The organism is Streptomyces hainanensis, assembly GCF_004348415.1.
GTDB lineage: Bacteria > Actinomycetota > Actinomycetes > Streptomycetales > Streptomycetaceae > Streptomyces > Streptomyces hainanensis.
The window spans coordinates 1-23,191 of the sequence record NZ_SMKI01000058.1 but is presented as its reverse complement, the minus strand read 5'-3'; the positions used below and the strand labels follow the sequence as shown (position 1 = coordinate 23,191).

Below are 23,191 nucleotides of genomic sequence, written 5' to 3'. Positions count from 1 at the left end.
CCTACCAGGCGTGGACGGCCCCCGACCGCGTCGCCGTCCCCCCGGACACCGCCCGACCGCAGCTGTGGCGACAGGCGGTGGACACCATCCGGCGCGAGCCCCCGCCCTTCGCCGGCCGCTTCCTGCACCGCGACTTCCACCCCGGCAACGTGCTCTTCACCGACGACGAGATCACCGGCGCCGTCGACTGGGTGGAGACCTCCTGGGGCCCCACCGACCTCGACGTGGCGCACTGCGCCTCCGCGCTCGCCCTGCTCCACGGCCCGGACGCCGGGCTCCGCTTCGCCGACCGCTACACGGCCGCCGGCGGCGAGGTGACCGCGGAGCCGCGCGACCACCTCTACTGGCGGTTGCTGGACGCCCTGGCCTTCGCGCCGGACGCCGAGAAGGTGGCCGGCCCCTGGCGGGAGCTCGGCCGGACCGACCTCACGCCGGCCCTGCTGGCTCACCGTCTCGAGGACTACCTGGCCGCCCTCCTCGACCGGTACGCGTGAGACCTCCCGACTACCGGGAGAACGCCTCCGGCAGCTCGAACTCGCCGTCCTGCCAGGGCAGATCCGCGCCCCACTCCGGGCCGAAGCCGGATATCAGGCCGCTCAGCCCGGACTCGGGGTCGATCTCCACGACCTCGGCGCCGCTCGGCGGCGTGAAGTCGAAGACGGAGCCGGCCGGCTGACCGTAGTCGATCCGGGAGAACGCGACGTCGAACGAGCCGCGCTCGCTCTGCACGGAGACGGCCAGCGGCACGCCCGTCTCGCTGTCCACCGAGATCCGGGCCTGGGAGATCCCGCTCGCCGCCTCGTCCGTCGGCTCCGCCGTCACCTGGTAGGCGCTGCGGCCGGCCACCCGGGCCGTGCCGTCCACGGTGATCTCCGCGTGCTCCCCGGCCGCGGCCAGCAGCCGCTCGGCCGCCTGCTGCGGCGTGAGGTCGCCGAACGGCGCCTCGCCGGGGGCCGACTCCGCGCCCGTCTCGGCCGGCGCCGTGGCGTGCAGCACCGTGTCACCGGCGCTGTCGTAGGCCCAGAGGTCGTCCCCGTTGTGGATGAGCGCGAACTCGTCCGAGCCGTCGACCAGGGCCACCCGCTGCCGCTCGGGGCCGTCCATCGCGACCCGCAGCGTGCCGTCGCCCATGGCCAGCCCGGCGAGCGCGCCGGCCGACCCGCCCAGGGCCCCGTCCAACACGCCGTCCAGCGCGGGGCCGAGATCCGGCAGGCCCAGATCGGCCTCGACCCGGACCGTGCCCGAGAGCTGCTCCGTGTCCGACTGGACGACCCTGACGACCAACTCCTCGGCGGTCACGTCCGGCAACTCGGGGCCGCCGTCGCTGGCGATCGCGGGCCAGACGCCGGCCCCGATCGCGGCCACCCCCGCCACCACCACGGTCGGCACGGCGGCCCGACGAACGCTCCTGTGCATTGCCATCAGATGCCCCTCCAGTCGGCACTTCCCACCCGGCACCATCAATTGCAACAGGCTGGGGCCATTCAGGCATCCACCGACGGGAGTCATTCGCCTACTACCAGAGGATGACCGAACGAAGGTGAACGCGGCCCGATCCCGTAGGGGTTCTACCCGGGTCCCGGCCGGGGGGAACGGATCGGCCGGGCGAGGGGGAGGAGGAAGGCGAGCGGGAGCAGAGGGAGAGGAGGAGGGGGAGGAGGCGGTTACGTCGTGCGGTCGGCCACCGCGTCGCAGAGCTCGGTGAGCGCCGCCCTGGCCGGCCCGTCCGGCAGCGGGTCGAGCGTCCGGCGCGCCTGCTCGGCGAACGACAGCGCGTCCTCCCTGGCCCGCTCCAGGGCCGGGTGGGCCCGCAGCCCGGCGAGCGCCTCGGCGTGCCTGGCGTCGTCCGTGAGGTCGCCGTCCAGCAGCTCGCACAGCTCGCGGTCGGCGGCCGAGCCGCCCTCCCTGGCCATCTCCCGCAGCCTGAGCACCGGCAGGGTGGGGACGCCCTCCCGCAGGTCGGTGCCCGGCGTCTTGCCCGACTCGGTGCCGTCGCTGGCGATGTCCAGTACGTCGTCGGCGAGTTGGAACGCCACCCCGATCCGTTCGCCGTACTGGGCCAGGGTGTTCACCACGGCCTCGGAGGCGCCGGCCATCATGCCGCCCATCCGGCCCGCGACGGCGATCAGCGAGCCGGTCTTGCCCGCGATCACCTCCAGGTGGTGGGAGATCGGGTCCTCGCCGGGCAGCGGCCCCGCCGTCTCCTGGATCTGCCCGGTCACCAGGCGCTCGAACGCCTCGGCCTGGATCCGCACGGCCTCGGGGCCCAGGTCGGCCACTATGGAGGAGGCCCGGGAGAAGAGGAAGTCGCCGGTGAGCACCGCCACCGAGTTGCTCCAGCGGGCGTTGGCACTCGCCACCCCGCGCCGCACCTCGGCCTCGTCCATGATGTCGTCGTGGTAGAGGGTGGCCAGGTGGGTCAGCTCCACCACCACGGCCGCCGGCACCACACCGGGCGCGTCCGGGTCGCCGAACCGGGCCGCGAGCAGCAGCAGGAGCGGCCGGAAACGCTTGCCACCGGCCCGCATCAGGTGCTGTGCCGTCTCCGTTATGAAGGGGACGTCGCTCTTGGTGGCCTCGATCAGCCCCGCCTCGACGGCCGTCAACCCCGCCTGGAGTTCGGCTTCCAGGGCCGGGTCCCGCACGCTCCCCCCGAGGGGTCCAACGACGGTCACGAGTGACTCCCCTGTCTTCCGGTCCGATACCCCCCGCAGCGTAGCCGGTCGGAAGTCGATCACCGCCAGGACGTACCGCCATGTACCGTGCCGCTCCCCCGGGCCCCGATCTCCCCAAGGGCACCGGAGGCACACGGTTTTCACGTACGTATCAGTACGGCACCGATTGCCATGAGCGCGTAACACTGACAACTACCCGGCCCGACGAACGGATAATCTTCCGACACCGAGTACAACAGTTGTACGCACGAGGGGAAATCATGCGTAAGTCAATACGGCTCGCTCTGCCCGCCGCCGCCGCTGTCATGGCTCTGGCGCTCACCGCCTGTGGCGAGGACGAGGAGTCGAACGACAACGGCGCCGGCGACAACGGCGCCAGCGAGACCACCGGCGGTGGCGAGGGCGAAGAGGAGCCGATCGGCTCCGGCGGCGGCGAGATCAGCACGGGTCCCACGGTCGAAGAGGTCGAGGGCATCTGGATGACCGGCGTCGAGCCGGAGGACGCCGTCATCACCTTCACGGCCGGTGGCGTCGACTTCACCGAGGACACCCTCGACGAGGGTGACATCTGCAGCGGCAGCTACGCCGACGGCACCATCACGCTCGCCGAGTGCACCGTGTTCGGCAACGAGGAGTGGGCCGACCGCGAGGCGACGGTGGAGCTGGCCGACGGCACCATGACCGTCACCTGGGCCTCCGGCACCGCGCAGGAGTACACCAACATGATGGGTGACCTCGGCGACCTGGGTGACCTGGGCGACCTCGAGGACATGGACCTCAGCGAGCTCGAGGACAGCCTGGCCGAGCTCGAGGACCTGGAGGCGGAGCTCGGCGGCTGATCCAGGCCGAACGACCGTCACGGAGGCAGCGAGGCCCGGGTCCCACGGGGGGACCCGGGCCTTCCGCTTGGGCGCGATCTACCGCCAATCGCCACAGAGGTATCAGTACGGCGTGGATTGCCTCAGGCGTGTAACACAACGACCTACCCACCGCTGCTGGCATATAACCTGCTTGCATTGAGTGACACTGCACTAGGGGTATCCATGCGTAAGGCAATCAGGCTCGCACTTCCCGTCGTCGCCGCGGCCACGGCGCTCGCCCTCACGGGGTGCAACGACGATGACGGCGAGGGCAGCTTCGGCAGCCTTGGTGGGAACTCGGGCGGCTCCGAGCAGACGGAGGACCCGGGCAGCACCACGGGGGGCGAGGAAACCGGCGACACCGGTGGCGAGGAGACCGGGGACACCGGCGGCGACACGGGCGGCGACACCGGCGGCTCGGGCGGCGAGGTCACCACCGGCCCGGCCATCGAGGAGTTGGACGGCGACTGGTACGAGAGCGCCACCGCCGACACCCAGAACTTCGAGATCGACGCCGCCAGCGGCGAGGTCCTCTTCTACTCCAGCTTCGACCCGAACAACACGGACAAGTGCTACGGCACCTACGCCGACGGCACGTTCTCGCTGAGCTCCTGCGACAGTTACGGCGGCTCGTGGAGCGACATGTCGGCCTCCGTCACGGAGTTCGACGGCGAGAACCTCACCCTGACCTGGTCGTCGGGCGAGACCGTCATCATGCGGAACCTGTCGACCGGCGGCTTCAGCGCCGAGGAGCAGACGGAGCTTGGCCGCATCATCCAGGAGTACAACGCCGGCTGACCCACCCGGGCGCATGGCACGACGAGGGCCCTGGAACCCCCCACAGGGGGTTCCAGGGCCCTCGCCCTGTCATGCCAAGGTCAGCGCGACGCTCACCGCACGAACGTGCCCGCCTGGCCGGCCAGGTCGAGGAAGTACTGCGGTGCGATGCCGAGCACCAGCGTCACCACCGCGGCCAACGCGACCACCGACATCGTCAGCGGGCTCGGGATCACCACCGAGGGGCCGTCGGCCTTCGGCTCGCTGAAGAACATCAGCACGATCACCCGCACGTAGAAGAACGCCGCCACCGCGGAGGCGAGCACACCCACGATCACCAGGCCCATCGCACCGGAGTCGGCCGCCGCCCGGAACACCGCGAACTTGCCCGCGAACCCGGAGGTCAGCGGGATGCCGGCGAAGGCCAGCAGGAACAGCGCGAAGACGCCGGCCAGCAGCGGCGAGCGCCGCCCGAGACCCGCCCACTGCGACAGGTGGGTGGCCTCGCCCCCGGCGTCCCGCACCAGCGTCACCACGGCGAACGCGCCCAGCGTGACGAAGGAGTAGGCCGCCAGGTAGAAGAGCACCGACGAGACGCCGTCCTCCGACACCGCCACCACGCCGGCCAGGATGAACCCGGCGTGCGCGATCGACGAGTACGCCAGCAGCCGCTTCACGTCGGTCTGGGTGATCGCGATCACCGCGCCCGCCACCATCGAGGCGATGGCCACGCCCCACAGCACCGGCTGCCAGTCCCAGCGCGTGCCCGGCAGCACCACGTACAGCAGCCGCAGCATCGCGCCGAACGCCGCCACCTTGGTGGCCGCCGCCATGAAGCCGGTGACCGGGGTCGGCGCGCCCTGGTAGACGTCCGGGGTCCACATGTGGAACGGCACCGCGCCCACCTTGAACAGCAGCCCCATCAGCACCATCGCGCCGCCGATCAGCAGCAGCGCGTCGTTGCCCATCGTGGAGGCGAGCCCCGCGTCCAGGCTGGCCGGGTTGCCGGCGACGACGTCGCGGATGCCGGAGTACGACACCGTGCCCGCGTAGCCGTAGAGCAGCGCGATGCCGAACAGCAGGAACGCCGAGGCGAAGGCGCCGAGCAGGAAGTACTTGACGGCCGCCTCCTGCGACAGCAGCCGCCGGCGGCGGGCCAGCGCGCACAGCAGGTAGAGCGGCAGCGACAGCAGCTCCAGCGCGATGAAGAGCACCAACAGGTCGTTGGCGGCCGGGAAGAGCAGCATGCCGCCCACCGCGAACAGCAGCAGCGGGAAGATCTCCGTGGTGGTGTGCCCGGCCCGGATCGCCTCCTGCTCGGCCGCGCCGCCCGGCACCGCCGCCGGCTGCGCGGCGAACGAGTCGACCCGCGCCCCGTGCGCGGCGGGTTCGAGCCGCCGCTCCGCGAACAGGAACACCGACACGAGGCCGACCAGCACGATAACGCCCTGGAGGAAGAGCGAGGGCCCGTCCACCGCGAGCGAACCCATGCCGGCCACCTGCGACTTCGAGGTGCCGCGGTCGCCGGCCGCCAGGCCCACCACCGCGGCGAACGACGCGGCGAGCGCCAGCGTGGCCAGCACCACCTCCGCCGGATAGCGGACCCGGCGGGGCGCGAACGCCTCGATCAGGATGCCGACGACGGCCGCCCCGTACACGATCAGGCTCGGCGAGAGCGCGATCCACTCGATGTCGGGAGCGGTCAGATCCCCGGGATTCATGCAACCCCTCCTGAGGTAATCGCCTTACTCATGTTCGGCCCCCGCCTCGTGTCCGGAGTCCGCCTCGGCGGGCACCTGCGGCGCCGGGTCCTGCCGGTCGACGTCGGACAGGGTGTGCTCGACGGCCGGGTTGACGATGTCGGTGAGCGGCCGCGGGTAGACGCCGAGGAAGACCACCAGGGCGATCAGCGGCGCCACCACGGCGAGTTCGCGTACCCGCAGGTCGGGCAGCTTCTCCAGGCCGGCCTTCACCGGTCCGGTCATCGTCCGCTGGTAGAGGATCAGCACGTACAGCGCCGCCAGCACTATCCCCGAGCTGGCCACGATGCCGGCCACCTGGTAGCGGCTGAAGGTGCCGACCAGCACCAGGAACTCGCTGACGAACGGGCCGGTGCCGGGCAGCGAGAGCGTCGCGAGGCCGCCGATCAGGAAGGTGCCGGCCAGCACCGGCGCCGTCTTCTGCACGCCGCCGTAGTCGGCGATGATCCGCGAGCCGCGCCGGGAGATCAGGAAGCCGGCCACCAGCATCAGGGCGGCCGTGGCGATGCCGTGGTTGATCATGTAGAGCGTGGCGCCGCCCTGGCCCTGGCTGGTCATCGCGAAGATGCCGAGCACGATGAAGCCGAAGTGGCTGATCGACGCGTAGGCGATCAGCCGCTTCATGTCCCGCTGGCCGATGGCGAGCAGCGCGCCGTAGACGATGCTGACCAGGGCCAGCGTCAGCACCACCGGGGTCGCCCAGTGGCTGGCCTCCGGGAAGAGGCCGAGGCAGAAGCGGAGCATCGCGAAGGTGCCGACCTTGTCGACCACCGCGGTGATCAGCACGGCGACCGGCGCCGTCGACTCGCCCATCGCGTTGGGCAGCCAGGTGTGCAGCGGCCACAGCGGCGCCTTGATGGCGAACGCGAGGAAGAAGCCGAGGAACAGCCAGCGCTCGGTGGACTGCGCGAACTCCAGGTCGCCCGAGGCGCGCGCCTCCAGGATGGCCCGCAGCGAGAAGGTGCCCTCCGGCAGCTGGTCCGCGGTGGCCACGAACAGGCCGATCACCGCGGCCAGCATGACCAGGCCGCCGACCAGGTTGTAGAGCAGGAACTTGACCGCCGCGTAGGTGCGCTGCCGCGCCTGCCCCTCCTCGTCGCCGCTCCCGGCCCGGTCCCCGAAGCCGCCGATGAGGAAGTACATCGGGATGAGCATGGCCTCGAAGAACACGTAGAAGAGGAAGACGTCGGTGGCGGCGAAGGACATGATGACCATCGCCTCGACGAGCAGGATCAGCGCGAAGAAGCCCTGGGTCGGGCGCCAGCGCCGGTTCGCCGGGGCCTCGCCCTCGACCGGGTCGGCGTCGTTCCAGCCGGCGCCGATCAGGAACGGGATCAGCACCGCGGTCAGCGCGATCAGCGCCACGCCGACGCCGTCCACGCCGAGTTCGTACCGCATGCCGAAGTCCCTGATCCACCAGTGGGACTCGGTGAGCTGGAAGCGGTCCGCGCCGGCGCCGGTGTCGAAGCGCAGCAGCACGGCGAGCGCGAAGCCGAGGGTGACCAGCGAGAAGCCGAGGGCCAGCCACTTGGCGACGGTCCGCCGGGCGGCCGGCACCGCCGCGGTGGCCACGGCGCCGATGGCCGGCGCCAACGCCGTGGCCGTCAGCAGGGGAAATGACATGTCAGACCGCCCTCATCAGCAGGGTCGCGGCGACCAGCAGGACCACGCCGCCGAACATCGAGACCGCGTAGGAGCGGGCGAACCCGTTCTGCACCCGCCGCAGCCGCCCGGAGAGACCGCCGAACGCGGCGGCCGTGCCGTTGACCACGCCGTCGACGCCCTTGTGGTCGACGTAGACCAGGCCGCGGGTGAGGTAGTTGCCCGGCTGGACGAGCACCGCGTGGTTGAAGTCGTCCTGGAGCAGGTCCCGCCTGGCGGCCCGGGTCAGCAGGTTGCCGGTCGGGGCCACCACGGGCACCGGGCGCCGGCCGTACTGGAACCAGGCGCCGGCCACGCCGATCACCATCACGCCGGTGGCGGCGATCGACACCATGCCGTGGCTGACCGGGGAGTCGCCGTGCGCGATGCCGGTGACGGGCTCCAGCCAGTGCTCGAACGACGAGCCCAGGTTGAACAGGAAGCCGGCGGCCACCGAGCCCACGGCCAGCACCATCATCGGGACGGTCATGGACAGCGGCGACTCGTGCGGGTGCGGCTCGTGGCCGTTGGCGTCCGGCTGCCAGCGCTTCTCGCCGAAGAACGTCAGCAGCATGATGCGCGTCATGTAGTACGCGGTGAGCGCCGCGCCGAGCAGCATCACGCCGCCCAGCAGCCAGCCCTGACCGCCGCCCTTGGAGAACCCGGCGTAGATGATCTCGTCCTTGGAGAAGAACCCGGAGAGATAGGGGAAGCCGATGATCGCCAGGTAGGCGAGGCCGAAGGTGGCGAAGGTGATCGGCATGTGCTTCCGCAGTCCGCCGTAGCGCCGCATGTCGACCTCGTCGTTCATGCCGTGCATCACCGAGCCGGCGCCGAGGAAGAGCCCGGCCTTGAAGAAGCCGTGGGTGACCAGGTGCATGATGGCGAAGGCGTAGCCCAGCGGGCCGAGCCCGGCGGCCAGCATCATGTAGCCGATCTGCGACATGGTGGAGCCGGCCAGGGCCTTCTTGATGTCGTCCTTGGCACAACCGACGATCGCACCGAAGAGCAGCGTGACCGCGCCGACCGTGATGACCACGGTCTGCGCGTTGGGCGCCGCGTTGAAGACGTCGGCGGAGCGGGTCACCAGGTAGACGCCGGCGGTCACCATGGTGGCCGCGTGGATCAGGGCCGAGACCGAGGTCGGGCCCTCCATCGCGTCGCCGAGCCAGGACTGGAGCGGCACCTGGGCGGACTTGCCGCAGGCGGCGAGCAGCAGCATCAGGCCGATGCCGGTGAGCGTCGCCTCGCTGGTCCCGGTGGCGTTGGGGAGGACGGTGTCGAAGGCGAAGCTGCCGAAGGTGGTGAACATCAGGAAGATCGCGATCGAGAGGCCGACGTCGCCGACCCGGTTGACCACGAACGCCTTCTTGGCGGCGGTGGCCGCGCTCGGCTTGTGCTGCCAGAAGCCGATCAGCAGGTAGGAGGCGAGGCCCACGCCCTCCCAACCGACGTACAGCAGCAGATAGTTGTCGGCCAGCACCAGCAGCAGCATGGCCGCCAGGAACAGGTTGAGGTAGCCGAAGAAGCGGCGCCGCCGCTCGTCGTGCTCCATGTAGCCGACGGAGTACAGGTGGATCAGCGTGCCGACGCCCGTGATCAGCAGGACGAAGGTCATCGACAGCTGGTCGAGCTGGAAGGCCACGTCGGCCTGGAAGTCGGCCACCGGCACCCAGCTGAACAGGTGCTGGCTCAGGGTGCGGTCCTCGGCCTCGCGGCCGAGCAGGTCGAAGAAGAGCACCACGGCGAGGACGAACGACACCGCGGCGAGCAGGGTGCCCAGCCAGTGGCCCACCCGGTCCAGCCGCCGCCCGCCCACCAGGAGCAGGGCGGCGCCCAGCAGCGGGGCCGCGATGAGCAGTGCGATCAATGACTCCACTGGTTCGTTCCCCTTACAGCTTCATCAGGCTGGCGTCGTCGACCGAGGCCGAGTGGCGGGAGCGGAACACCATGACGATGATCGCCAGCCCCACCACGACCTCGGCTGCGGCCACCACCATCACGAAGAAGGCCATGATCTGACCGTCGAGGTTGCCGTGCATGCGGGAGAAGGTGACCAGCGCCAGGTTGGCGGCGTTCAGCATCAGCTCGACGCACATGAACAGCACGATCACGTTCCGCCGCAGCAGCACGCCGCACGCGCCGACGGTGAAGAGCAGGGCGGAGAGGAACAGGTAGTTCTCGGGATTCACCGTGCCGCCTCCGTCCGCTCGCCGTCGTGCTCGCCGTCGTGCTCGTTGTCGTCTTCGGCCGACCGGTCGGCCTGGTCGGCGCTGTCGACCGCCTTCGGCTTCGGCGGGGTCGGCTGGCCGTGGTAGGTGGCGGTGCGCTGCTCGATGGCCGCCACCCGGTCCACCGCCTCGCGGTGCACCTCGCGGACCTGACCGCGGGCGCGGAGCGTGGCGTTGACGGTCAGCTCGGACGGGGTGCCGTCGGGCAGCAGGCCCGGCAGGTCGACGCCGTTGTGGCGGGCGTAGACGCCGGGGGCGGGCAGCGGCGGCACGTGCCGCCCCGCGCGCACCCGCTCCTGGGACTGCTCGCGCTGCGACTTGTTGCGCTCGACGCGCTCGCGGTGGGTCAGCAGCGTGGCGCCGACCGCGGCGATGGTCAGCAGGATGCCGGTCACCTCGAAGGCCACCACGTAGCGGGTGAACAGCAGCGAGGCCAGGCCCTGGACGTTGCCGCCCGCGTTGGCCTGGGCGAGGCCGGTGAACGAGCCGGTGACGGCCTGCCCGATGCCGGCCATCAGCAGGACGCCGAGCCCGAGCCCGCAGCCGGCGGCCAGCCAACGCTGGCCGGTGAGCGTCTCCTTGAGGGAGTCCGTGGCGCTCACGCCGACCAGCATCAGGACGAAGAGGAAGAGCATCATCACGGCGCCGGTGTAGACGACGATCTGCACCATGCCGAGGAAGTAGGCGCCGTTGGCCAGGTAGAACAGGGCCAGGATCACCATGGTGCCGGCCAGCGAGAGCGCCGAGTGCACGGCTCGGCGCAGCAGCACGGTGCCGAGCGCGCCGGCCAGCGCCAGCGGGCCGAGGATCCAGAACTGCACGGCCTCGCCGGTGGAGGTGGACGTCTCGACGGCGAGCGAGGTGAGGGGGGCGAGTGTGCTCATGCCGACACTCCCGGCTCGGGCAGCTTGCCGGCCGCGGTGATCGGGTCGTCGTCCTCGTCGGCCCCGCCCGGCACCTGGCGGACGGTGCCGGGGGCGGCCCCGGTGACCTCGCCCCGGTAGTACGACTGCTCGTCGGTGCCGGGGTACATGGCGTGCGGGGCCTCGACCATGTCCTCCTGGAGACCGGCCAGCAGCTCCTCCTTGGTGAAGATCAGGGAGGCGCGGGTGCGGTCGGCCAGCTCGTACTCGTTGGTCATGGTGAGCGCCCGGGTGGGGCACGCCTCGACGCAGAGCCCGCACAGGATGCAGCGCAGGTAGTTGATCTGGTAGACGCGGCCGTAGCGCTCGCCCGGGGAGTAGCGCTCCTCCTCGGTGTTGTCCGCGCCCTCCACGTAGATCGCGTCGGCGGGACAGGCCCAGGCGCACAGCTCGCAGCCGATGCACTTCTCCAGGCCGTCGGGGTGCCGGTTGAGCTGGTGCCGGCCGTGGAAACGAGGCGCGGTCGGCTTCTTCTCCTCCGGATACTGTTCGGTGAGCCGCTTCTTGAACATGGCCCTGAAGGTCAGGCCGAAGCCGCCCAGCGGATTGTGGATCTCAGGCATCGCCGTCCTCCCCTCCGTTTCCGATGTGGCTGTCGTTTCCTTCTGTGCCGTCGTGGCCGTTGACCCCACCGTGGCCGTTGACGCCCGCCGGCACCTTCTCGGCGCGGGACGGCCGGCGCGGCACCGGCGGCAGGGTCTGCCCGGGCAGCGGCGGCACCGGGAAGCCGCCGGCCATCGGGTCGAAGGGCGCCTCGGCCCTGGCCGCTTCCTCCTCCTCGTGCCGCTGGTCCGCGCGGTCGCGGAAGATGTCGACGACGAAGGAGAGCAGCAGCAGGCCGAGCACCCCGCTGCCGACCCAGAGGACGATCTCGCGGAAGTCGTAGTCCTCGTTCTGCATCGCCCGCACGGTGGCCACCAGCATCAGCCAGACCAGCGCGATCGGGATCAGCACCTTCCAGCCCAGCACCATGAACTGGTCGTAGCGGACGCGCGGCAGCGTGGCCCGGATCCACATGAAGAAGAAGATGACGGCGCAGACCTTGATCGTGAACCAGAGCATCGGCCACCAACCGGAGTTGGCGCCCTCCCAGAGGCTGATCGGCACCGGGGCGCGCCAGCCGCCGAGGAAGATGGTGACCATCAGGGTGGAGACCGCGACCGTGTGGATGTACTCGGACATCATGAAGAACGCGAACTTGATGGACGAGTACTCGGTGAGGTAGCCGCCGACCAGGTCGCCCTCGGACTCCGGCATGTCGAACGGCGGACGGTGTGCCTCGCCGACCATCGCCACCATGTAGATCAGGAAGGACACCGGCAGCAGGACCATGAACCAGCGGTCGCCCTGGGCGTCCACGATGGCCGAGGTGGACATCGACCCGGAGTAGAGGAAGACGGCGGCGAAGCTGAGGCCCATGGCGACCTCGTAGGAGATGATCTGCGCCGTCGCCCGCACGCCGCCGAGCAGCGGGTAGGTCGAGTTGGACGACCAGCCGGCGAGCACCGTGCCGTAGACGGCGATGGCGCCGGTGGCCAGCACGTAGAGCAGCGCGACCGGGAGGTCGGTGAGCTGGAGGACGGTCTCGGTGCCGAAGATGCTGACCGGGTCGTCCTTGGGGCCGAACGGGATCACGGCGATCGCCATGAACGCCGGGATGGCGGCCAGCAGCGGGGCCAGCAGGTAGACGAACCTGTCGGCGCCCTTGACGACGATGTCCTCCTTGAGCATCAGCTTGATGCCGTCGGCCAGCGACTGGAGCATGCCCCAGGGGCCGTGCCGGTTGGGGCCGATGCGCAGCTGCATCCAGCCGAGGACCTTGCGTTCCATGACGATGCTGATCAGCACCAGCCCCAGCAGGAACGCGAAGCAGAACACCGCCTTGATCAGGATCAGCCAGAACGGGTCGTCCCCGAACATGGACAGATCGGTCTCTTCCGCGAGGGCGGTCACGCGGTCACCTCCTCGGCGTCTGCGTCGACGGGAGCGGCGGCGGCGATGGCGACGACCGCGCCCGGGGTGGCGCCCAGGTCGGCGGCGACGCCGCCGCCCACCGAGTTGAGCGGCAGCCACACCACCCGGTCGGGCATCTCGTCGGTGACGACCAGCGGCAGCTCGACGGAGCCCGCCGGTCCCGTCACGGTCAGCGGCGCGCCGTCCGCGAGGCCGGCCTCGCGCGCGGTGGCCGGGTTGAGCCGGGCCACGGCCGCGTGCCGGGTGGCGGCGAGCGCCGGGTCGCCGTCCTGGAGCCGGCCCTGGTCGAGCAGCAGCCGGTGGCCGGCGAGCACCGCCTCGCCTGCGCCCGGGCTGGGCAGCTCGACCGGCGGGGCGGTCGGGCCGAGCGGCAGGTCGCCGGTCCAGTCGGCCAGCGCGTCCAACTCGGCCCGGGCGGCCCGCACGTCGGGCAGGCCGATCGGAGCGTCCATCGCGTCGGCGAGCATGGTGAGCGCCCGGGCGTCGGTCTGCACCAGGCGGCGGGTCATCTGGTCGGGCTTGACGGCGGCGGCGAACGGCCGGACCCGCCCCTCCCAGTTGAGGAACGAACCCTCCTTCTCGACCACCGCGGCCACCGGCAGCACCACGTGGGCCCGCTCGGTGACCTCGGAGGGCCGCAGCTCCAGGCTGACCAGGAAGCCGTCGCGGGCCACCGCGTCCAGCGCCGCCCCGGCCGCGGCCGGGTCGGGCAGGTCGGCCAACTCGACGCCGCCGACCAGCAGCGCGCCGAGCTCGCCGGCGGCCGCCGCCGCCAGGATTCCGGCGGTGTCCCGGCCGGCCCCCTCGGGCAGCGCGTCGAGGCCCCAGGCCGCGGCCACCTCGCGGCGGGCGCGGGACGAGGACTCGGGCCGGCCGCCGGGCAGCAGCCCGGGCAGCGCGCCCACCTCGATGGCGCCGCGCTCGCCGGAGCGGCGCGGGATCCACACCAGGCCGGCGCCGGTGGCGCCGGCCGCGGCAACGGCGGCGGTGTAGCCGCCCGACACGGCGGCGAGCCGCTCGCCCACGATGATCAGGGCGCCCGGTTCGCGCAGCGCCCGGGCGGCCGCGCCGCCCTCCGCGCCGAGGTTGTCGGCCCCGGCGGCGAGCGCGTCCAGCCACTCCGGCTCGGTGCCCGGCGCGGCCGGCAGCAGCGTGCCGTCGGTCTTGGCCAGGCCCCTGGTGAGGTGGGTGGCGACGGCGAACACCCGCTGCCCGCGCTTGCGGGCCGCCTTCCGCAGCCGCAGGAAGACGCCGGGCGCCTCCTCCTCGGACTCGAAGCCGACCAGCAGCACCGCCGGCGCCGCCTCCAGACCCCGGTTGCCCGGGCCCTCGCCGTCCAGGTCGACGCCGTGCCCGGCCACGTGCGAGGCGAGGAAGGCGGCCTCCTCCTGGCTGTGCGCGCGGGCCCGGAAGTCGATGTCGTTGGTGCCCAGCGCGACCCGCGCGAACTTGGCGTAGGCGTAGGCGTCCTCGACGGTCAGCCGACCGCCGGTGAGCACCGCCGCGCCCCGCGCCCGCGCGGCCGCCAGGCCCTCGGCCGCGACCCGCAGCGCCTCGGGCCAGCTGGCCGGCGCGAGTTCACCGGTCTCCGCGTCCCGCACCAGCGGGCCGGTCAGCCGGTCGGGACGCTGCGCGTAGCGGAACGCGAAGCGGCCCTTGTCGCAGATCCACTCCTCGTTGACCTCGGGGTCGTTCTCCGCCATCCGCCGCATCACCTTGCCGCGCCGGTGGTCGGTGCGGACCGCGCAGCCGCCGGAGCAGTGCTCGCAGACGCCGGGCGAGGAGACCAGGTCGAAGGGGCGGGAGCGGAACCGGTAGGCGGCGGAGGTGAGCGCGCCGACCGGGCAGATCTGGATGGTGTTGCCGGAGAAGTACGACTCGAACGGGTCGCCCTGCCCGGTGCCCACCTGTTGGAGCGCGCCGCGCTCCAACAGCTCGATCATCGGGTCGCCCGCGACCTGCTGCGAGAACCGGGTGCAGCGGGCGCACAGCACGCAGCGCTCGCGGTCGAGCAGCACCTGCGCGGAGATCGGCACCGGCTTCTCGAAGGTGCGCTTGACCCCGTCGAACCTGGTCTCCGGGTCGCCCGTGGACATCGCCTGGTTCTGCAGCGGGCACTCGCCGCCCTTGTCGCAGACCGGGCAGTCCAGCGGGTGGTTGATGAGCAGCAGCTCCATCACGCCGCGCTGCGCCTTCTCGGCGACCGGCGAGGTGAGGTGGGTGCGCACCACCATGCCCTCGGTGCAGGTGATGGTGCAGGACGCCATCGGCTTGCGCTGGCCCTCGACCTCCACGATGCACTGCCGGCAGGCGCCGGCCGGGTCGAGCAGCGGATGGTCGCAGAACCGCGGGATCTCGATGCCCAGTTGCTCGGCGGCCCTGATCACCAGCGTGCCCTTGGGCACCGAGAGCTCGACGCCGTCGATGGTGAGCGTGACCAGGTTCTCGGCAGCCTTCGCCTTGTCCGTCAGCTCGTCGGCGGTGGCCGTCATGCGTTCACCTCCAGGTGAGCCGAAGTGTCGTCGTCCGCCCAGGCGGTGGACTTCGTCGGGTCGAAGGGGCAGCCGCGTCCCGTGATGTGCTGCTCGTACTCCGCGCGGAAGTACTTGAGCGAGGAGAAGATCGGGCTCGCCGCGCCGTCGCCGAGGGCGCAGAACGACTTGCCGTTGATGTTGTCGGCGATGTCGTTGAGCTTGTCGAGGTCGCTGAGCAGCCCCTTGCCGGCCTCGATGTCGCGCATCAGCTGGACCAGCCAGTAGGTGCCCTCGCGACACGGGGTGCACTTGCCGCAGGACTCGTGCGCGTAGAACTCGGTCCAGCGGGTGACGGCCCGCACCACGCAGGTGGTCTCGTCGAAGCACTGGAGCGCCTTGGTGCCGAGCATGGAGCCGACGGCGCCGACGCCCTCGTAGTCGAGCGGCACGTCCAGGTGCTCGTCGGTGAGGAGCGGGGTCGACGAGCCGCCCGGGGTCCAGAACTTCAGCCGGTGTCCCGGCCGCATCCCGCCGCTCAGGTCGAGGAGTTCGCGGAGCGTGATGCCGAGCGGGGCCTCGTACTGGCCGGGGCGGGCGACGTGCCCGGAGAGCGAGTAGAGCGTGAAGCCCGGCGACTTCTCGCTGCCCATCGAGCGGAACCACTCCTTGCCCCGGTCGATGATGGCGGGAACCGAGGCGATGGACTCGACGTTGTTCACCACGGTGGGGCAGGCGTAGAGGCCGGCGATCGCGGGGAAGGGGGGCCGGAGCCTCGGTTGGCCGCGGCGCCCCTCCAGGGAGTCGAGCAGCGCGGTCTCCTCGCCGCAGATGTACGCGCCGGCGCCGGCGTGCACGGTGATCTCCAGGTCGCCGCCCGCGCCGAGGGCGCCCTTGCCGAGGTAGCCGGCGGCGTACGCCTCGGCCACGGCGGACTGCAGCCGCCGCAGCACGGGGACGACCTCGCCGCGCAGATAGATGAAGGCGTGGTGGGAGCGGATGGCGTGACAGGCGATGACGATGCCCTCGATCAACGAGTGCGGGTTGGCGAAGAGCAGCGGGATGTCCTTGCAGGTGCCCGGCTCCGACTCGTCCGCGTTGACCACGAGGTAGTGCGGCTTGCCGTCGCCCTGCGGGATGAACTGCCACTTCATCCCGGTGGGGAAGCCCGCGCCGCCACGGCCGCGCAGGCCGGAGTCCTTGACGTAGGCGATCACGTCGTCGGGCGACATGGCCAGGGCCTTGCCGAGCGCCCGGTAGCCGCCGCCCGCGCGGTAGCCGTCGAGCGTCCAGGACTCCGGGGTGTCCCAGTTGGCGGAGAGCACCGGCGCGAGGATCTTCTCCGGGCCGGCCTCGTTGACCTCTTCGGCGGTCACGGTCATCACTCGTCCTCCTCGGTCACCGGCCCGGCGGGGTGCCGCGGGTCGGAGTCCGAACTCGGCTGCGGTGCGTCGTGCGAGCTGGGGTGCCTCGCCGGCGGCTGGCCGGGCTCGGCCGGCTCCGGGCTCGCGGCGGCCGGGCGCTCGCCGGAGCGGGGTGGCACGACGGTGCCGGCGCCGGCGTCGCCGTGGGCGAGCCGGAGGCCGGCGAGGGAGGCGGGGCCCGCGCTGCCGCCGGCGGCGACGGCGCCGGGGCGCTCGTCGGGGAAGCCGGCCAGCACGCGGGCGGTCCGCTTGAAGTCGCAGAGCGGGGCGCCCCGGGTCGGGGTCACCTCGCTCCCGGCACGCAGCTCGTCGACGAGGCGCTTGGCGGACTCGATGGTCTGGTTGTCGAAGAACTCCCAGTTGACCATCACCACCGGCGCGAAGTCGCAGGCGGCGTTGCACTCGATGTGTTCGAGGGTGACCTTGCCGTCCCCGGTGGTCTCGCCGTTGCCGACGCCGAGGTGCTCCTGGAGGGCGGCGAAGATCGCGTCCCCGCCGAGCACCGCGCACAGTGTGTTGGTGCAGACGCCCACCTGGTAGTCGCCCGACGGCTTGCGCCGGTACATGGAGTAGAAGGTGGCGACCGCGGTCACCTCGGCGGTGGTGAGGCCGAGTTGGTCGGCGCAGAACTGCATGCCGGTGCGGGTGACGTAGCCCTCCTCGGACTGCATCAGGTGCAGCAGCGGCAGGAGCGCGGAGCGGCTGTCGGGGTAGCGGGCGATCACCTGCGCCGCGTCCGCCGCGAGCCGCTCGTGCACGTCCGCGGGGAAGGCGGGCGCGGGAAGCCGGGGCATCCCGAGGTTCACGTCCGTCATCGGTCGACGCCTCCCATCACGGGGTCGATGGACGCGACGGCGACGATGACGTCGGCGAGCATGCCGCCCTCGCACATCGCCGCCATGCTCTGGAGATTGGTGAACGAGGGGTCGCGGAAGTGGACCCGGAACGGCCGGGTGCCACCGTCGCTGACCATGTGCACGCCGAGTTCGCCCTTGGGCGACTCGACGGCGGTGTAGACCTGTCCCGCCGGCACCCGGAAGCCCTCGGTGACCAGCTTGAAGTGGTGGATCAGGGCCTCCATGGAGGTGCCCATGATGTTCTTGATGTGGTCGAGCGAGTTGCCCAGGCCGTCCGGGCCGAGCGCGAGCTGCGCGGGCCAGGCGATCTTCTTGTCGGCGACCATGACCGGGCCCGGCTCCAGGCGCTCGATGCACTGCTCGACGATCCGCAGGCTCTGCCGCATCTCCTCGAGACGCAGCAGGAAGCGGCCGAAGGAGTCGCAGGTGTCGGTGGTCGGCACCTCGAAGTCGTAGTTCTCGTAGCCGCAGTAGGGGTCGGTCTTGCGCAGGTCGTGGGGCAGGCCCGCGGAGCGCAGGATCGGCCCGGTGGCGCCGAGCGCCAGACAGCCGGCGAGGTCGAGGTAGCCGACGTCCTTGAGCCGGCCGCGGAAGACCGGGTTGTGGGTGCAGAGCTTGTCGTACTCCGGCAGGTTCTTCCGCATCTTCTTGACGAACTCGCGCAGCGCGTCGATGGCGCCGGGCGGCAGGTCCTGGGCGAGGCCGCCGGGCCGGATGAACGCGTGGTTCATCCGCAGACCGGTGATCAGCTCGAAGATGTCGAGGCAGTGCTCGCGGTCCCGGAAGCCGTAGATCATCACCGTGGTGGCGCCGAGCTCCATGCCGCCGGTGGCGATGGCCACGAAGTGCGAGGAGAGTCGGTTGATCTCCATCAGCAGCACCCGGATGATGCTGGCCCGGTCCGGCACGTCGTCGGTGATGCCGAGCAGCTTCTCGACGCCGAGGCAGTAGGCCGCCTCGTTGAAGAACGGCGTCAGGTAGTCCATCCGCGTCACGAACGTGGTGCCCTGCGTCCACGTCCGGTACTCGAGGTTCTTCTCGATCCCGGTGTGCAGGTATCCGATGCCGGCCCTGGCCTCGGTGACGGTCTCACCGTCGATCTCCAGGATCAGCCGCAACACCCCGTGGGTGGACGGGTGCTGGGGACCCATGTTGACGATGATCTTCTCGTCGTCGGCCCGGTCGACGGCCGCCTGGGCGATCTCGTCCCAGTCGCCGCCGGTGACGGTGTAGACGGTGCCCTCGGTGGTCTCCCTGGCCTCGGCGGCCCGGGTGGCGTGGGGGGGAGTCTCGGTGGCAGACATCAGCTGTACGACCTCCGCTGGTCGGGTGCCGGGATCTGGGCGCCCTTGTACTCGACGGGGATGCCGCCGAGCGGGTAGTCCTTGCGCTGCGGGAAGCCCTGCCAGTCGTCGGGCATCATGATCCGGGTGAGCGCGGGGTGGCCGTCGAAGATCAGGCCGAAGAAGTCGTAGGTCTCCCGCTCGTGCCAGTCGTTGGTGGGATAGACCTCGACGATCGAGGGGACGTGCGGGTCGGCGTCCGGCGCGCTGACCTCCAGCCTGATCAGCCGGCCGTGGGTCAACGACCGCAGGTGGTAGACGGCGTGCAGCTCGCGCCCGGTGTCCTCCGGGTTGTGCACGCCGCTCACGCCGGTGCACAGCTCGAACCGCAGCGCCGGGTCGTCGCGGAGCGTCCGCGCCACGACCTTCAGGTGCTCGCGGGCGATGTGGAAGGTGAGCTCGTTCCGATCGACCACGGTCCGCTCGATGGCGCTTTCCGGGGCGAGCCCCTGCTCTTCCAGGGCCCCTTCCAACTCGTCGGCGACCTCGTCGAAGTAGCCGCCGTACGGCCGCGAACTCCCGGCCGGCATCCGGACGGTCCGTACGAGACCGCCGTAGCCGCTGGTGTCCCCGCCGTTCCGTGCCCCGAACATGCCACGCCGCTGGGCGATGGCCTCACCCGCGTTCCCGCGAGGGGCCGGCACCCCGTTTGTGTTCGTGTTCCCATTCACGTGCGCGTCGTCGCTCACCGCATCTCCCCAACCGTCTCGCGCTTCGCGGCGATGCGCTTTGCGCTCGTCCCGGCGGCGACCGGCGGCGTGGCCGCCGCAAGCGCCGGCCCGGCCCGCCAGGGTTCACCCCGCGGGGAGCGCGCCGCACTCGCCCGGGCCCGGCCGGCCAGGCCCCGTCAGGGGCGGGGGTCCGCCCAGGGGGCGCCGTGGCGGTCGGCGAGCGTCGTGGCCTCCGACTGCGTCAGGAGACGGGGCGCGGCTGTCGGTCCCAAAAGAAGAAGCAGGCGGGTGGCCTCCTCCAGCTCCACCGCCGCGTCGACGGCCCCGGCCAGGGTGGGGCCGGTGGTGATCGAGCCGTGGTTCTGGAGGAGCGCGGCGCGGAACGGGAAGTCGAGCGTGCGCAGCGACTCGGCCTGGGCCGGGTCGCCCGGCGCGGCGTAGGGGATGAGCGGGGTCTGCCCGACCCGCATCACGAAGTACGGGGTCAGCGGCGGCACCGCGCTGCGGGCGGACCACGGGGGGAGGCACGAGTACGCGGCGGCGTGCGGGCTGTGCAGGTGGACCACGGCCGCCGCCGCGGGGTCGCGGTGGTAGCAGGCCAGGTGCAGCGGGAACTCCTTGGAGGCGCGTGGCCCGGACAGCCGGGTGCCGTCGAGCGCGAGGACGGCGAGGTCGTCCGGGTCGAGCGCGCCGAGCCGGGCGCCGGTGGGCGTGAGGTGGACGCGGTCGCCGATCCGGACGCTGAGGTTGCCCGAGGCGCCGGGGCTCAGCCCCGAGGCCACCAGGTCCCGCCCGGCCGCCACCAGTTCGCCGATCGCCGCGGCCTCGGTCGCAGCCGTCATGAGAGCGCCTTCCAGCAGGTGGTGAAGATGTCGGGCGCGCCGAAGTTCCCCGACTTCAGCGCCAGGTTGTAGCCGTCCGACCGGCCCGCGGCGGTGCCGTGGGCCCAGGAGACGCCGGGGGCCAGGGCCGGCCCGAGTTCGAGGCGGCGCACGCCGAGTGCCCCGACGACGCTGCCGGAGGTCTCGCCGCCGGCGACCAGGAACTGGCGGGCGCCCGCCGCGGCGAAGGCGACGGCGCAGCCTGCCAGCGCCTCCTCGACGAGTTCGGCGGCCGGCCGCTGCCCGGGCGGCGGCGCGGTCTCCACGTCGTCGAGCGAGCCGACCGCGTAGACCAGCACCGGCTCGTCGGGCGCCGCGGCCCAGCGGTCGGCGGCCCAGCGAGCGATCCCGGCGACCTCGCCGGCCGGATCGGCGCGCAGCGCCGAGACGTCGAGCCGCCGGCTGGCGAGAGTGCCGCGGGCCGCGGCGATCTGGCCACGGGTCGCGGCCGAGGCGCTGCCGGCCAGCACGGCGCGGCGGCCCGGCACCACGGGCATGGCTGCGGTGGCGGGCGGGCCGGCGGCCGGCAGGCCGAGGGCCAGCCCGGAGCCGCCGGTGACCAGAGGGTGGTCGGCGGTGGCGGCGGCGATGACGGCCAGGTCGTCGTCGTCCACCGCGTCCACGACCGCGTAGCAGCGGCCGCCGGCCGCCGCCGCGCGCAGCGCCCCGGCGAGGGCCGCCGGGCCCTGTCGTACGGTGGGCAGTGGCACCGGGACCACGCGGTTGACGGTCTGCGGGGTGAGCACCCGGACCAGGTCGGAGTCGGTCATCGGGGTCAGCGGGTGGTGCCGCATCGAGCTCTCGCTCAGCAGCCGGTCGCCGACGAAGAGGTGCCCCCGGTAGACGGTGCGACCGTTGGCCGGGAAGGACGGGACGACGACCGCGAGGTCGGTGTCCAGCTCGGCCATCAGGGCGTCGGCCACCGGGCCAATGTTGCCGCGCGGCGTCGAGTCGAACGTCGAACAGTACTTGTCGTAGAACCGCGCGCAGCCGAGCCGGCGCAGCACACCGAGCGCCGCGAGGCTCCGCGCCACGGCCTCGGCCGGCGGCGCGGTGCGGGTCTTGAGCGCCACGACGACGGCGTCCAGGTCGGCGAGCGCGGGCAGCTCGGCCGGGGTCGGGACGCCCAGGGTGACGGCCGTGCGCAGGCCCCTGGCGACCCAGCTCGCCGCGAGGTCGGTGGCGCCCGTGAAGTCGTCCGCCACCGCGCCCCAACGGGGCCCGTTCCGGCCGACGGCGTCGTGTGTCACGTGGTTACTCCTCACCTCGGATCAGGCGTGTGAATTTATGTTACTACAGTTGACGCAGATGTTAATTGGCGTTACGTTCCGCCCCATGAACGATGTCCAGTACGTCACCTACGCCCTCACCGGCGCCGGCGGTGGCTTCGCCCGCACGCTGCTGGCCCAGACGCGGGCGCTGCCAGGACTCCGACCCGCCGTGCTGTGCGACCTCGACCCGGCGGGCGTCCTCGCCCTCTGCGCCGAGCTCGGTTACCCGGCGGACTCGCTGGTCCGCGCCGACGACGCGGCCGCGGTGCGCGCCGCCCTGGCGGCCGGCCGGACCGCCGTGGTCGCCGACGCGGCGCTGCTGGCCGGGGCCGGGTACGACGTGCTGGTGGAGGCCACCGGCAACCCGGCGGCCGGGCATCGGGCGGCCAGGCTCGCCGTCGAGGACGGCCGGCACGTGGCGATGGTGAGCAAGGAGGTCGACTCGGTGGCCGGCGTCGCCCTGGCCGCGCTGGCCGACCGGCACGGCGTCGTCTTCACGCCGGCGGCCGGCGACCAGCCGGCCAACCTCATCGAGTGGGTGGCCCGGCTCCGGCGCCTCGGCCTCGACCTCGTCGCGATCGGCAAGTCCAGCGAGTACGACCTGGTCTACGACCCGGCCGCCGGCACCGTCACCCAGCTCGACACCACGGTGCCCGCGCCGGAGCTCGGCGCGCTGCTCACGCTCGGCGCCGACCCGCGGCGGACCCTGGCCGCCCGCGCCGAGGCCGTCGCCACCCTCAAGCGGTCGGCCGCAGCCGACTACTGCGAAATGGCGGTGGTGGCCTCCGCCACCGGCTTCGTCCCCGACGTGCCGGAGCTGCACTACCCGGTGGCCCGCCCGGCCGAGCTGGCGGACGTCTACGCGCTCACCGAGCACGGCGGCGTCACCGGCCGCACCGGCGTGGTCGACGTCTTCAGCGCCCTGCGGCTGCCGGGCGAGGCCAGCTTCGCCGGCGGCGTCTTCGCCGTGGTCCGCACCCACGACCCGGAGACCTGGCGGACGCTGGCCGCCAAGGGGCACGTGGTCAGCCGGGACGGCCGCTACGCCTGCCTCTACCTGCCCTACCACCTGATGGGCGTCGAGACCCCGCTCACCCTCCTCGACGCGGTGCTGCACGGCCGGGCCGCCGGCCCCGACGCGCCCGCCAGGCACGCGGTGCTCGCCGGTCGCGCCACCCGTGAGCTGCCCGCCGGCACCATCCTGGAGATGGGCGGGCACCACCACGAGATCCCGGGCGTCGCGCCGGTGCTGCTGCCGGCCGCCGAGGCGCCGGCGGACGCCGCGCCGTTCTATCTGGCCGCGCACACCACGCTGACCAGGACGGTGCCGGCCGGTGCCCTGCTGTCGCTCGGCGACCTGGCGGACGCGGACCCCGCGCTGCTGGCCGCCTGGGCGGACGGCGCGGCCGCGCCCGCCTGACCCCCACACCCC

At 72.2% G+C, this 23,191-nt stretch carries 20 protein-coding genes; 4 read left to right on the top strand and 16 right to left on the bottom strand.

The genetic code is table 11. The features are described from left to right. Window positions 1-494, top strand: a 494-nt coding sequence (locus E1283_RS07905) for a phosphotransferase (protein ID WP_165956049.1), incomplete at its 5' end; no start/stop codon positions are given. A gap of 10 nt (window positions 495-504) precedes the next feature. On the opposite strand, the gene E1283_RS07900 is transcribed toward E1283_RS07905, so the two are convergent. After that, a complete protein-coding gene (locus E1283_RS07900) occupies window positions 505-1,422 on the bottom strand; it encodes a LolA family protein (RefSeq protein WP_132817189.1) in 918 nt (305 codons plus the stop codon). A 242-nt stretch (window positions 1,423-1,664) separates the two neighbouring features. Beyond that, window positions 1,665-2,675: a polyprenyl synthetase family protein gene (locus tag E1283_RS07895; RefSeq protein WP_132817188.1), complete on the bottom strand. Its 1,011-nt coding sequence runs from the start codon at window positions 2,673-2,675 to the stop codon at window positions 1,665-1,667. Between the two features lie 260 nt (window positions 2,676-2,935). On the opposite strand from E1283_RS07895, the gene E1283_RS07890 reads away from it, so the two are divergent. After that, window positions 2,936-3,514 (top strand): hypothetical protein, encoded by a 579-nt coding sequence (locus tag E1283_RS07890; protein ID WP_132817187.1) that lies wholly within the window; start codon window positions 2,936-2,938, stop codon window positions 3,512-3,514. A 204-nt stretch (window positions 3,515-3,718) separates the two neighbouring features. Next, entirely contained in the window at window positions 3,719-4,333 is a 615-nt protein-coding gene (locus E1283_RS07885) for a hypothetical protein (RefSeq protein ID WP_132817186.1), read from the top strand. 92 nt (window positions 4,334-4,425) lie between these two features. On the opposite strand, the gene nuoN is transcribed toward E1283_RS07885, so the two are convergent. The 14 genes from nuoN to otnK all read right to left on the bottom strand — a co-directional run bounded on the left by nuoN (window position 4,426) and on the right by otnK (window position 21,738). Continuing rightward, window positions 4,426-6,033 (bottom strand): NADH-quinone oxidoreductase subunit NuoN, encoded by a 1,608-nt coding sequence (gene nuoN / locus E1283_RS07880; RefSeq protein ID WP_132817185.1) that lies wholly within the window; start codon window positions 6,031-6,033, stop codon window positions 4,426-4,428. 24 nt (window positions 6,034-6,057) lie between these two features. Then, complete coding sequence (locus E1283_RS07875) at window positions 6,058-7,695, bottom strand: NADH-quinone oxidoreductase subunit M (protein WP_132817184.1); 1,638 nt, start codon at window positions 7,693-7,695, stop codon at window positions 6,058-6,060. A gap of 1 nt (window position 7,696) precedes the next feature. Next, on the bottom strand, window positions 7,697-9,592 hold the full coding sequence (nuoL, locus tag E1283_RS07870) for an NADH-quinone oxidoreductase subunit L (RefSeq protein ID WP_132817183.1): 1,896 nt from the start codon (window positions 9,590-9,592) through the stop codon (window positions 7,697-7,699). A gap of 13 nt (window positions 9,593-9,605) precedes the next feature. After that, the gene (nuoK, locus tag E1283_RS07865; RefSeq protein WP_132817182.1) at window positions 9,606-9,905 is read right to left on the bottom strand and encodes an NADH-quinone oxidoreductase subunit NuoK; all 300 of its coding nucleotides are present in this window, start codon (window positions 9,903-9,905) and stop codon (window positions 9,606-9,608) included. Further along, on the bottom strand, window positions 9,902-10,828 hold the full coding sequence (locus E1283_RS07860; RefSeq protein WP_132817181.1) for an NADH-quinone oxidoreductase subunit J: 927 nt from the start codon (window positions 10,826-10,828) through the stop codon (window positions 9,902-9,904). Before E1283_RS07860 ends, nuoK begins: the two co-directional genes overlap by 4 nt. After that, on the bottom strand, window positions 10,825-11,430 hold the full coding sequence (gene nuoI, locus E1283_RS07855) for an NADH-quinone oxidoreductase subunit NuoI (protein ID WP_132817180.1): 606 nt from the start codon (window positions 11,428-11,430) through the stop codon (window positions 10,825-10,827). Before nuoI ends, E1283_RS07860 begins: the two co-directional genes overlap by 4 nt. After that, complete coding sequence (nuoH, locus tag E1283_RS07850) at window positions 11,423-12,787, bottom strand: NADH-quinone oxidoreductase subunit NuoH (protein ID WP_132817191.1); 1,365 nt, start codon at window positions 12,785-12,787, stop codon at window positions 11,423-11,425. Before nuoH ends, nuoI begins: the two co-directional genes overlap by 8 nt. Before the next feature lie 29 nt (window positions 12,788-12,816). Then, window positions 12,817-15,333 (bottom strand): NADH-quinone oxidoreductase subunit G, encoded by a 2,517-nt coding sequence (locus E1283_RS07845; RefSeq protein ID WP_132817179.1) that lies wholly within the window; start codon window positions 15,331-15,333, stop codon window positions 12,817-12,819. Next, complete coding sequence (gene nuoF, locus E1283_RS07840) at window positions 15,330-16,694, bottom strand: NADH-quinone oxidoreductase subunit NuoF (protein ID WP_132817178.1); 1,365 nt, start codon at window positions 16,692-16,694, stop codon at window positions 15,330-15,332. The genes E1283_RS07845 and nuoF overlap by 4 nt, the downstream gene beginning before the upstream one ends. Continuing rightward, window positions 16,694-17,551 carry an NADH-quinone oxidoreductase subunit NuoE gene (gene nuoE / locus E1283_RS07835; RefSeq protein WP_132817177.1) on the bottom strand — a complete coding sequence of 286 codons (858 nt, stop codon included), beginning with the start codon at window positions 17,549-17,551 and terminating at the stop codon, window positions 16,694-16,696. Before nuoE ends, nuoF begins: the two co-directional genes overlap by 1 nt. After that, the gene (locus tag E1283_RS07830; protein WP_132817176.1) at window positions 17,548-18,897 is read right to left on the bottom strand and encodes an NADH-quinone oxidoreductase subunit D; all 1,350 of its coding nucleotides are present in this window, start codon (window positions 18,895-18,897) and stop codon (window positions 17,548-17,550) included. The genes nuoE and E1283_RS07830 overlap by 4 nt, the downstream gene beginning before the upstream one ends. Beyond that, on the bottom strand, window positions 18,897-19,625 hold the full coding sequence (locus tag E1283_RS07825; RefSeq protein ID WP_132817175.1) for an NADH-quinone oxidoreductase subunit C: 729 nt from the start codon (window positions 19,623-19,625) through the stop codon (window positions 18,897-18,899). The genes E1283_RS07830 and E1283_RS07825 overlap by 1 nt, the downstream gene beginning before the upstream one ends. A gap of 158 nt (window positions 19,626-19,783) precedes the next feature. Continuing rightward, window positions 19,784-20,449: a class II aldolase/adducin family protein gene (locus E1283_RS07820; protein ID WP_132817174.1), complete on the bottom strand. Its 666-nt coding sequence runs from the start codon at window positions 20,447-20,449 to the stop codon at window positions 19,784-19,786. Then, complete coding sequence (otnK, locus tag E1283_RS07815; RefSeq protein WP_243744674.1) at window positions 20,446-21,738, bottom strand: 3-oxo-tetronate kinase; 1,293 nt, start codon at window positions 21,736-21,738, stop codon at window positions 20,446-20,448. The genes E1283_RS07820 and otnK overlap by 4 nt, the downstream gene beginning before the upstream one ends. An 85-nt stretch (window positions 21,739-21,823) precedes the next feature. On the opposite strand from otnK, the gene E1283_RS07810 reads away from it, so the two are divergent. Continuing rightward, a complete protein-coding gene (locus E1283_RS07810) occupies window positions 21,824-23,179 on the top strand; it encodes a homoserine dehydrogenase (RefSeq protein ID WP_132817173.1) in 1,356 nt (451 codons plus the stop codon). The last annotated feature ends 12 nt before the right edge of the window (window positions 23,180-23,191 follow it).

Excerpts from the sequence above, each read along its gene's own strand:
- E1283_RS07900 (WP_132817189.1), bottom strand. The coding sequence starts at position 1,422 with ATGGCAATGCACAGGAGCGTTCGTCGGGCCGCCGTGCCGACCGTGGTG.
- E1283_RS07890 (WP_132817187.1), top strand. The coding sequence starts at position 2,936 with ATGCGTAAGTCAATACGGCTCGCTCTGCCCGCCGCCGCCGCTGTCATG.
- E1283_RS07885 (WP_132817186.1), top strand. The coding sequence starts at position 3,719 with ATGCGTAAGGCAATCAGGCTCGCACTTCCCGTCGTCGCCGCGGCCACG.
- nuoN (WP_132817185.1), bottom strand. The coding sequence starts at position 6,033 with ATGAATCCCGGGGATCTGACCGCTCCCGACATCGAGTGGATCGCGCTC.
- E1283_RS07875 (WP_132817184.1), bottom strand. The coding sequence starts at position 7,695 with ATGTCATTTCCCCTGCTGACGGCCACGGCGTTGGCGCCGGCCATCGGC.
- E1283_RS07860 (WP_132817181.1), bottom strand. The coding sequence starts at position 10,828 with ATGAGCACACTCGCCCCCCTCACCTCGCTCGCCGTCGAGACGTCCACC.
- nuoI (WP_132817180.1), bottom strand. The coding sequence starts at position 11,430 with ATGCCTGAGATCCACAATCCGCTGGGCGGCTTCGGCCTGACCTTCAGG.
- nuoH (WP_132817191.1), bottom strand. The coding sequence starts at position 12,787 with ATGTTCGGGGACGACCCGTTCTGGCTGATCCTGATCAAGGCGGTGTTC.
- E1283_RS07845 (WP_132817179.1), bottom strand. The coding sequence starts at position 15,333 with ATGACGGCCACCGCCGACGAGCTGACGGACAAGGCGAAGGCTGCCGAG.
- nuoF (WP_132817178.1), bottom strand. The coding sequence starts at position 16,694 with ATGACCGTGACCGCCGAAGAGGTCAACGAGGCCGGCCCGGAGAAGATC.
- nuoE (WP_132817177.1), bottom strand. The coding sequence starts at position 17,551 with ATGACGGACGTGAACCTCGGGATGCCCCGGCTTCCCGCGCCCGCCTTC.
- E1283_RS07830 (WP_132817176.1), bottom strand. The coding sequence starts at position 18,897 with ATGTCTGCCACCGAGACTCCCCCCCACGCCACCCGGGCCGCCGAGGCC.
- E1283_RS07820 (WP_132817174.1), bottom strand. The coding sequence starts at position 20,449 with ATGACGGCTGCGACCGAGGCCGCGGCGATCGGCGAACTGGTGGCGGCC.
- E1283_RS07810 (WP_132817173.1), top strand. The coding sequence starts at position 21,824 with ATGAACGATGTCCAGTACGTCACCTACGCCCTCACCGGCGCCGGCGGT.